We start from the raw sequence: 9335 nt of genomic DNA on the forward strand, positions 1-9335 counted from the left end.
GGTAGTTAAGAGGGGTTTAAAACGCTCTTCGACACGGAAACTCAAAGTTTAAAGGTAGTTAAGAGGAGTTCATATCACCCTTCTATACGGAAACCATAGACGAAGGTAGTTAAGAGGGGTTTAAAACGCCCTTCAGTTAAGGGAGAGAAAGTAATGGAGAAGCTAAATATCCTTATTATTGATGATGAGGAGGATATGAGACATCTAGTTGAAATGTATCTGGAGAATTCAGGCTTTCACTGTTTATCTGCTGCTAATGGGGAAGAAGGGTATGCCATCCTAAAGGATACATACATCAGCTTAATTATTCTTGATATTATGATGCCAGATGAAGATGGGTATGAGGTATGTAAGAGGATTAGAGAAAAATATAATATCCCGATCATCTTTTTATCAGCCAAAGGGGAGGAATGGGACAAAGTGCAGGCCCTTCAGCTTGGCGGTGATGATTACCTAGTTAAACCATTTAGTCCAGGAGAGCTTGTCGCAAGAATTAATGCCGTCCTACGCAGAAGCGGTATGACAAAAACTGACTCATATATCCAAGTTGGAAAAATAATCATTGATCAATTGGCTAGAAAAGTATCAGTAGCAGGGCAAAGTATATCTTTAACATTGAAGGAGTTTGAACTTCTCCTATGTTTCGTTGATCATCAGTCACAGGCTTTGAGCAGAGAACAGCTTCTTGACTCAGTTTGGGGAATTGATTATATAGGGAGTCTTCGAACGGTTGATACACATATTAAAACATTAAGAATGAAGCTTGGTGTCGGGGATTATATACAGACTGTATGGGGAATCGGCTATAAATTTGAGGTGCCTTCAGAATGAAGTTTAAGTTTACCGATAGTCTGGCAAAAAAACTATGGCTCACCATTACAGCGGCCATTTTAATTACGATTATTTATTCCTATTTCCTCTCTTATTTATTTTATGAAAAGCTATATGTAAATAATGTAGAGACTTCATTAATAGAGGAAGGAAATCGTTTGGCAAGCGAATATTATGGGGGAGCTTTAACAGAGGAATTAATTGATAGAATTGAATGGTATGGAACAAAATCTGAATCAGAAATTTTTATTGTCAGCAATCCCAGGGAGCTAAGTGCCTGCTTACCCTTTGATATCGATTATGAGGCATTAATAAGCGGGAAGGAAAGAGAACAGCTGCTTAAAGGTGAACCGGTACATAAGATTGGTTATGAGGAGCGGTTTGATCGGCAAATTATGGCTGTAGTTATTCCTCTTTTGGATGAAAATAGGCTTGAGGGAATTATTTATTTATATTTACCGCTAGCAAAAATTTCAGAGGTCACAACAGACTTTGCTTATTTATGGATGATGGCGGCCTTTCTATTTTTAATTATTGCTATTTCTTTTGGAACAATCCTTGTCCGAAGGCTGACAAAACCGTTACTTGAGATGAAGGCTGCAGCTGAGTGTGTCTCAAAGGGGGAGTATTCAATCAAGATCGATAATCAATCAACAGATGAAATTGGTCAGCTTGCCCATGCATTTAATCATATGGCTTCTTCTATTCAACGAGAGGACGAAAGGAAAAAAGAGTTTCTCGCCAATGTCTCCCATGAACTTAGAACCCCAATAAGCTATGTAAAAGGGTATAGTGAAGCATTAATTTCTGGGATTGCCAAAAAGGAAGACCATGATCGCTATGTCCATATCATTCATCGGGAAGCAGGAAGAATGGAACGGCTAGTAGGTGATCTTCTTGACCTTTCACGACTGGACTCTGAAGAATTTAAGTTGGAAAAAATGCCGCTTCCACTTGCACAAATTATTGAAAACTCTTTGCAGAAGTACGGACCAATTATGAAGAATAAGAATGTAGACCTCCAATATCAGCTCGATCCGGATATTATAATAAATGGAGATGAAGGCCGGATTGAACAGGTTATCCAAAATATTATGGACAATTCCATACGATACACTGACAAAGGAGAAATCAGACTTGAGCTTTATAAAATAAAGGAAGGCTGCTGTATAGAGATGAAGGATACAGGAATAGGAATTCCTTCTGAAGATATTGATAAAATAAAGCAGCGATTTTTCAGAGTAAATAAGGCAAGGACCAGAAAGGATGGGGGAACAGGTTTGGGGCTTGCGATTGTCGAAAAGATTGTTAATCTCCATGGCGGGAAGCTAATGATCACGAGCAAGCTCGAATTAGGGACAACTGTTAGGATTATTCTTCCAGTTATCGATCTTTAGTTATAAAAACATCATATGTGTAATATTTTTGTAACAATAGTAAAACAAGCTGCCTTTATAATAACTTGTCAACACCGAATTCTTAGTAATATTCTGGAGTAACTTTAAGGTGGTTTCTTCTAAAGGATTATCTATCCAAGTAAATATCCTCCAGTCTATTTTTTATAAACCTACAAAGTAAAAGGTTTTACGAGATTCATGTGATTATTCTAGCTTTATATTTTTCATATACAAGGAAATTGTTAAATCTCTCCAGAAATATTACGGAAAACCATGTGTTATGATGATTGTGCAAGCAAGGCAGCACACAAATAACTCACATCAGGGAGGATTTAATAGATGAATAAAAAAATGTTATTTTCAGTAGCAGCAGCGGCAGCTTTACTAGTTTCAAATCCAGTGGTGAATAAGGCAGACGCAGCATCCAATTGCCCAACACCTCAACAAGTTAAAGTTAATTACTCACAATCTACTAATGTAAATTACGATCAAGTTAATAGCATTCTGCAAAAATACCTTAAGAATTACAATATTCAATGGGATATGAATGGATTAAATAAACAATTTGCACAACAGCCAGTACAACAAAAGCCAGTACAACAACAACCGGTACAACAACAACCCGTACAAAAGCCAGTACAACAAAAGCCAGTACAACAAAAGCCAGTACAACAACAACCGGTACAAAAACCAGTTCAGCAAAAGCCAGTACAACAACAACCAGCTAAAGCTCCAACAACACCTGTTTCTTCTTCTGTAAGTGCTTTTGAGCAAAAAGTGGTTGAATTAACAAACCAAGAGCGCGCTAAAAATGGCGTACCAGCATTACAGCTTGATGTAAACTTAAGTAAAGTTGCTCGTGCAAAGTCATTAGATATGAAAAATAAAGGTTATTTTGATCACAATAGCCCAACTTACGGATCACCATTTGATATGATGAAGTCATTCGGCATCACTTACCGTTCAGCAGGTGAAAACATTGCTATGGGACAACGTACTCCTGAAGAAGTTGTTAACGCATGGATGAACAGTGATGGTCACCGTAAAAACATCTTAAATGCTAGCTTTACACATATCGGTGTAGGATATGTTGCAGAAGGTAACTACTGGACACAACAATTTATTGGAAAATAATATATAATCATGTTAAAAAGAGCAGATTAAAAATCTGCTCTTTTTTTCATTTATTATAGCAAATCATTCCTTTTTCTCTTTCTCTTTTAGCTTCGCAAGTTTTTCAGACAATTTATTTGGATCAATTTGACCCTCATAGCTTGTTCCTATACTTAATTTTCCTGAAAGTTCCTTTATTCCAAGCTGCTCAAAATTATTGGCGTATTCCATTTTTTCTACAGAAATATTTTCGATACTTAAATGATCAACAATAAAGGTAGGACTTTGAGAATGCAACTCTCTTTGATTTTGTTTCTCTAGGAAAATGACTTTTTCTTCTAAAAACTGAATTTTATTGTTTAGCAAAGCAATTGTTAATTCAAAGTTATGAGTACGCTGTTGTTCTTGATCCTTTTCTCTATTGAGATGGGCATCTTGGATTGGACGATGTTTTAGCTCGATTTTTTCCAATCTATCCTCTAAATCATTCACTCTAGATTGTACTTTATTCATATCGTCTGATCCTTTTAATCTTCGGTATAGTTCAATTTTCTTTTCGAGTTCAATAAGTTTATTATTTATTTTCTTCTGCTCAAGATGTTCCACTTGAGGTGGAGGGGATTCTTTAAGAGGAGGTACTGGTCTGCTCTTTTTATAAAAAAACCTCATTTTTTTAACCTATTGGTGCTGATTCATCATGATCAACCATTATAGGGATGTTTTCCTTATCACTATAATTAAAAGGAAGGATAATGGTTAAAACTCCCTTATCGAATTGTGTCTGGATTTCATGCTTATTAATGGCTGCAGGTATTGTTATCGTTTTTTCAAAAGTTCTATTCGGTCTTTCCTTTAAATAATACTTGATAGATGGTCTAACTGTTTTACATTCTCCCCTTAAAATAAGCTCACTTTGCTGAAGAAATACTTTAATATCACCCTTTTCGACGCCTGGAAGCTCTGCTTCAACGATAAGGCTTTCGTTAGTTCCATATACATCACAACGCGGGAAAATATCCTGATTTGAAAAAAATTTGGTTGCTAGTTCTTCTGTAGCTTGGGCCTGGTTATTTTCAAAAATTTCATTCCAAAATCCTTGTGATTGATATTGTTTTGTTAACTCTAGCCATTGTTTCAATTTTTCAATATCCACAGAATCTCCTCCTTCAATTTTCTTTGACTTTCATCCCATTTCATGATTATAGGATTTCTGTAACATCAATTTCTGAATATTGCATATCAACATTTTTCGGTATTTTTATTTCAAGCATTCCGTCTTTAAAATACGCAGAAGCTCCTTTTTTCTTCACAAGAGCTGGTAGTATGATGGTGCTCTTATCCTCAAATTCAGGTATATGCTCAATCATCATCTGATTGGAAGTATGATAAATTCGCATGTCTTTTAGCCATTGTTCATTTTTTATAGGAATTCTTACAAATACATTATCATGAGTCTCAAAAACGGATGAAGGAAGAGAAGAAGAAGAAGATGATGGAGGGCTTTGCCTCGCATCGTTTTGAAAGCCTGGCATGAAGCTTTGTGGCTGCATCATCCCTTGCATTCCCTGCGGAAACATTTGATTCATCATATTCTGGACATATTTATCAATTTCATCCGGCTTCATCTGTTTCATCATATTTTTCATATCTTTATTAAATGGGAATAGGTTCCAGGGGAACATGGAGCAATCCTCCTTTCGAAGCTGCAGTTAAAATGCTTTCCTTCTTTAACAAACTGTTATATTTGGTTTTGTATGGGAATAGACGGGTTAGCAATTTGATCTTGATCGCTAACGTCTACATCGCCTACAACATTAGAAGAAAACGATGTAGTAGGAGATAAATCACCAAAAGCAATATTAGCACCAACAAACTTTGAGTTGGCAGTATGGCTGTTATGAATGGTAGGACCAAGTGAAATGGCTCCATTATTGTTAATTCCATTTGTTTTTATATTAAAAATATTAATTTGAAATGGCATAATGGTTCACTATCCTTATATTTGGTTGGCATTGACCGGAGAAACAGAGGCAATGTCCCCTTGATCATTTAGATCTGGATCAATAAATACATTTTCCATCGCTGCAGTCGGTGGAGCAAAGTCGCCAAAGGATGAATTCTGACCCTGTGATTTCGTATTTGCAGTTGGGGAATTGTAAAATGCCTCTCCAATAGTAATGGATCCGTTAGTAGCAACACTGTTTACCTTTAAGCTAAATATGTTGATAACTGTTTGCATCTTTACACTTCCTTTAGTTTCATTCGTATGGTTTAAGGTATGCAGGTACCCGCCTAATCGTTAATAAAATAAATACGTTTAGAATTTCATTTCATTTGCATATCCTTATTGTTCTTAATAGTATATTGATTAGGAAGGTTTAAAAATAAATGGAATTGCGAGGTATTTCTGTGGGAGGAAAAACAGCTTTAATAACAGGGGGAGCAACAGGCATTGGCAAAAGAACAGCTTATCAGCTGGCTGAAAATGATGTTCATCTTGTAATCAATTACCGAACAAGCAAAGTGGAAGCTGTCTCACTTGCCGAAGAACTATCCAAAAAATTTGGAACGAAAAATATCGCTATCGGCGGAGATATCGCAAATTTAGAAGAATGCCAAAAAGTTATAGATGAGGCTTTGTCCATGTATTCAAGTATCGATATATTAGTCCATAATGCGGGTCCCTATATGCATGAAAGGAAAGTATTAACCGAGTATTCCTTTAGCGAATGGAAATACATCATCAACGGGAATTTAAATGCTTTATTTTATTTAAGTAAATTGTTGTTGCCTGGAATGAGGGAAAAAGAGTGGGGCCGAATTATCACAATTGGCTTTGACAGGGTTGAGACGGCACCTGGCTGGATCTACAGATCTGCATTTGCTGCCGCAAAAAGTGGCGCTGCTTCATTAACTAAAACGATTGCACTGGAAGAGGCAAAATATAAAATTACAGCCAATATGGTTTGTCCTGGTGATATCACAGGGGATTGGAAGGACAAAGAGATTATTCAAGCTGCAGAAGTAGTAAATTATGACACCCCAATTGGCAGACCTGGAACCGGAGAGGATATTGCAAGAGTGATCTCGTTTCTTATCGATAAAAATTCAGATTTTATCACAGGAAGCATCATCTCCGTAACCGGTGGAAAGGATGTTTTAGGAAAGGCATTCAGAGATTAATTCAAAAAAAGATGGGGAACCTGAGAGTTCCCCATCTTAGCTAAATTATGCACCTTGTTGCTTAAGTGGTTTCCTTTGAATAAGCACAAGCCTGCTAGATAAACAGATTGCCCCAGCAGCTAAACCGGTAATTAAACCAATCCAATAACCGAATGCTCCCCAGTTCGTGTAATTTGCCAGAAAATAGCCGAAAGGAAGACCAATGACCCAATAGGAAATTAAGGTCATAATAAGGGTAATATTGACATCTTTATATCCCCTCAAAGCCCCTTGTACTGGTGCTTGAATAGCATCCGAAAGCTGGAAAAATATTGCGTAAATTAAGAATTGAGCGGTAAGATTTATTACTTCAGGGTCATTTGAGTAAATACCAGCGACCTCTGAACGGGTAAAAAATAATAATATTCCACATATGGTAGCCATAATTACGGCAATGGATATACCAATCCAGCTATATTCTTTCGCATCCTTAAATCGCTTAGCTCCAGTTTCAAAACCAACAACAATCGTTAAGGCCATAGAAACACTTAGTGGAACCATATAAAGGAGGGATGCAAAATTTAATGCTGCTTGGTGAGCAGCAATGGTTGCCGTAGTAAACTTACTCATAAACAAAGTAACCGCAGCAAATATACTCGTTTCAAAGAAGATAGCAAAGCCAATAGGAATTCCGATGACAAGGATTTCCTTCCATTTAGCAAAAGAAACAGCATGAAGCTTCCGAAAAATTCCAAATGAAGAAAAGGGAACAGCTTTATGGACGATTATAAAGGCAATAATGCAGAGTAGCCAATAGGTTATAGCCGTTGCATACCCTGATCCTACACCGCCAAGCTCAGGAAATCCCAGTTTCCCAAAAATCAGCAAGTAATTAAAAATGATATTAATTGGCAAGGCCATTAGAGTTATAAACATCGATACACGAGTTTTCCCTAATGCATCGATAAATGAACGGAGTACACTGTATACGAATAGTGGAACCATCCCATAGCTTAAAGCTACTAAAAAGCCATGTGCCTTCAAATGCACGATATCCTCTAGGTTCATTGCATTAAGAATCGGGTTAAGTGCAAGACCCCCACAAATTAGTACAATAATGGACATGACCACAGCAAGATAGACCCCTTGAAGGACAGAAAAGGCTACTTTATCTTTTTTTCTCCCCCCAATGAGCTGCGCTACAATAGGCGTAATCGATAATAAAATTCCGCTTAGCCCCGTAAAAACAGGCATCCAAAGTGATGAACCGATTGCGACTCCTGCTAAATCCTTTGAACTATAATGCCCTGACATCATCGTGTCAAAAAAACTCATAGAATACATAGCAAGCTGTGTGATCAAAATCGGAATTAATATCGTTAACAATTGCTTTAATTTATCTTTTTTGGTGAATGTTTGATTCATTATTGATTCCTCTTCCATTTTTAGTTCAAAAAAGAAATTATATCATATACCTAATCAATAATACCTTAAAAACATTGTGGAATGTGAAGTGTCATTAGTTTGGTATAATGATTTTTCAATTATGTGAAATTTTAAAAATCATGAATGAAAGAAGATCATTTTGCGAAATATATGTAATAAAGAAATGCTTTAATCTTGGGTATAATAAAGGAGTGGAAAAATATGAGCTTTCATATAAATAGAATTAATCCTAATCAGACACAGGTAATGTTTCAAGATGGTCGTTTTGAAACACTCACGAATGAAGAATTAGAAGAACTAATGGGACAAATGGGTATAAGTGAAAAATCTGATGAAATGGATTCAACAATCACAGACTAAACAACAAATTGAATTTGGCTATATTAAAAAGCAAAAAGCCAACGGTCCCTCCATCGGCTTTTTGCTCCTATTATGCTTCCATTAAATGTGTTGACTCTTGACCTGATGAAGTTCTATGCCGCAGAACTTCAAATGTATATAAATCTTTAGGAATCTCATACAAATTATAAGCGATACCAGTCGCATTCAGCTGATCATAAACCAATTTTCTTGATTCATTGGCAAGAAGTACATATGGAAGCTTTTCAGCTGCCTTTTGTGAACGTATATTTTCTTTTCTAATCCGCATAAAAATTGTTTCAATGCCTATTTCATAAAAGAGCTCGTTGAAAAATGCATCCTTGGCTAATTTATTATAGCCCTTTCCATGATAAGGTTTTCCTAGCCAAGTACCTAAAAAGCCTGCATTATCTTCGAAATCAAATAAGTTAATTGTCCCAATTGGAGCACCCCACTCATCAAGAATGGTACGTGATATTATTTCACCGCGTTCTTCGGCCTCTATCGTTTGCTTTGTAAGAAAAACAAATTCATCATAGGAATAGGCTTTTTGGCGTACAAAAGGGAAGACATCTGGATGCGTCATTAAATCATATAAATCATGGCATTCATGGAAATCACGTTTCTTGAGCAAGGTTATCCCTCCAGTTTGAGGACAGTCCTTCTCCATGCCAAATAGAGATTACGGTCCACCCTCGAAATTTTTTGTATGTTGCTAAAAAATTTCGGGGTGGGAATCGAACCCACTAGAACCAGTATGACTGGTGGCGCACCATTTGCCTTCCCTATTCTATCGTTTCCGATATAATATTTATCTTACAAAATTTATAAAAAACTATTTTACTATCGTATAATACTAAAAAAAAATAAAAAAGGGAATAGGTATTTTGTGAATTTTTTTCAACAAGTTTCAACAGTAAAATCCTACAATTTTTTTATCGCAGATTAACGGGCTGTAAGACCCCTACTTCAAAAAGTTAAGTAAAACAAATATTTCTAAGTGGGGGATCAACAGCCCGTAAAGGC

12 protein-coding genes are annotated in these 9335 nt (G+C 36.3%); 5 read left to right on the forward strand and 7 right to left on the reverse strand.

All coding sequences use genetic code 11. The annotated features are described in order from the left end of the window. The first annotated feature begins 153 nt into the window (after positions 1-153). From V7164_RS08720 to V7164_RS08730, 3 genes are all read left to right on the forward strand, one after another. Positions 154-831 carry a response regulator transcription factor gene (locus V7164_RS08720; RefSeq protein WP_335345514.1) on the forward strand — a complete coding sequence of 226 codons (678 nt, stop codon included), beginning with the start codon at positions 154-156 and terminating at the stop codon, positions 829-831. Beyond that, positions 828-2228 carry a sensor histidine kinase gene (locus tag V7164_RS08725; RefSeq protein WP_335353912.1) on the forward strand — a complete coding sequence of 467 codons (1401 nt, stop codon included), beginning with the start codon at positions 828-830 and terminating at the stop codon, positions 2226-2228. The genes V7164_RS08720 and V7164_RS08725 overlap by 4 nt, the downstream gene beginning before the upstream one ends. A 339-nt stretch (positions 2229-2567) precedes the next feature. Beyond that, positions 2568-3362 carry a CAP domain-containing protein gene (locus V7164_RS08730; RefSeq protein ID WP_335353913.1) on the forward strand — a complete coding sequence of 265 codons (795 nt, stop codon included), beginning with the start codon at positions 2568-2570 and terminating at the stop codon, positions 3360-3362. A gap of 63 nt (positions 3363-3425) precedes the next feature. Here V7164_RS08730 and V7164_RS08735 read toward each other — a convergent pair whose 3' ends face one another. The 5 genes from V7164_RS08735 to V7164_RS08755 form a co-directional block, all read right to left on the reverse strand. Then, positions 3426-3812 (reverse strand): hypothetical protein, encoded by a 387-nt coding sequence (locus V7164_RS08735; protein ID WP_335353914.1) that lies wholly within the window; start codon positions 3810-3812, stop codon positions 3426-3428. A gap of 202 nt (positions 3813-4014) precedes the next feature. Next, the gene (locus tag V7164_RS08740; protein WP_335345510.1) at positions 4015-4494 is read right to left on the reverse strand and encodes an Hsp20/alpha crystallin family protein; all 480 of its coding nucleotides are present in this window, start codon (positions 4492-4494) and stop codon (positions 4015-4017) included. A 46-nt stretch (positions 4495-4540) separates the two neighbouring features. After that, a complete protein-coding gene (locus tag V7164_RS08745; RefSeq protein ID WP_335345509.1) occupies positions 4541-5023 on the reverse strand; it encodes an Hsp20/alpha crystallin family protein in 483 nt (160 codons plus the stop codon). Between the two features lie 56 nt (positions 5024-5079). Next, positions 5080-5322, reverse strand: a complete 243-nt coding sequence (locus V7164_RS08750) for a spore germination protein (RefSeq protein WP_335345508.1) — start codon at positions 5320-5322, stop codon at positions 5080-5082. Positions 5323-5337: 15 nt separating this feature from the next. After that, a complete protein-coding gene (locus V7164_RS08755) occupies positions 5338-5580 on the reverse strand; it encodes a spore germination protein (RefSeq protein ID WP_335345507.1) in 243 nt (80 codons plus the stop codon). A gap of 170 nt (positions 5581-5750) precedes the next feature. On the opposite strand from V7164_RS08755, the gene V7164_RS08760 reads away from it, so the two are divergent. Further along, on the forward strand, positions 5751-6524 hold the full coding sequence (locus V7164_RS08760) for an SDR family oxidoreductase (protein ID WP_335345506.1): 774 nt from the start codon (positions 5751-5753) through the stop codon (positions 6522-6524). 45 nt (positions 6525-6569) lie between these two features. On the opposite strand, the gene V7164_RS08765 is transcribed toward V7164_RS08760, so the two are convergent. Then, positions 6570-7928 (reverse strand): MATE family efflux transporter, encoded by a 1359-nt coding sequence (locus V7164_RS08765; protein WP_335345505.1) that lies wholly within the window; start codon positions 7926-7928, stop codon positions 6570-6572. 222 nt (positions 7929-8150) lie between these two features. Between V7164_RS08765 and V7164_RS08770 the strand changes: the two genes are divergently transcribed. Further along, positions 8151-8309 (forward strand): hypothetical protein, encoded by a 159-nt coding sequence (locus V7164_RS08770; protein WP_335345504.1) that lies wholly within the window; start codon positions 8151-8153, stop codon positions 8307-8309. A 70-nt stretch (positions 8310-8379) separates the two neighbouring features. Here V7164_RS08770 and V7164_RS08775 read toward each other — a convergent pair whose 3' ends face one another. Then, a complete protein-coding gene (locus V7164_RS08775) occupies positions 8380-8943 on the reverse strand; it encodes a GNAT family N-acetyltransferase (RefSeq protein WP_335345518.1) in 564 nt (187 codons plus the stop codon). Between the last annotated feature and the right edge of the window lie 392 nt (positions 8944-9335).

The sequence above is a fragment of the Bacillus sp. JJ1474 genome, assembly GCF_036965225.1.
Lineage (GTDB): Bacteria > Bacillota > Bacilli > Bacillales > Cytobacillaceae > Cytobacillus.

Excerpts from the sequence above, each read along its gene's own strand:
- V7164_RS08720 (WP_335345514.1), top strand. The coding sequence starts at position 154 with ATGGAGAAGCTAAATATCCTTATTATTGATGATGAGGAGGATATGAGA.
- V7164_RS08725 (WP_335353912.1), top strand. The coding sequence starts at position 828 with ATGAAGTTTAAGTTTACCGATAGTCTGGCAAAAAAACTATGGCTCACC.
- V7164_RS08730 (WP_335353913.1), top strand. The coding sequence starts at position 2,568 with ATGAATAAAAAAATGTTATTTTCAGTAGCAGCAGCGGCAGCTTTACTA.
- V7164_RS08745 (WP_335345509.1), bottom strand. The coding sequence starts at position 5,023 with ATGTTCCCCTGGAACCTATTCCCATTTAATAAAGATATGAAAAATATG.
- V7164_RS08750 (WP_335345508.1), bottom strand. The coding sequence starts at position 5,322 with ATGCCATTTCAAATTAATATTTTTAATATAAAAACAAATGGAATTAAC.
- V7164_RS08755 (WP_335345507.1), bottom strand. The coding sequence starts at position 5,580 with ATGCAAACAGTTATCAACATATTTAGCTTAAAGGTAAACAGTGTTGCT.
- V7164_RS08765 (WP_335345505.1), bottom strand. The coding sequence starts at position 7,928 with ATGAATCAAACATTCACCAAAAAAGATAAATTAAAGCAATTGTTAACG.
- V7164_RS08770 (WP_335345504.1), top strand. The coding sequence starts at position 8,151 with ATGAGCTTTCATATAAATAGAATTAATCCTAATCAGACACAGGTAATG.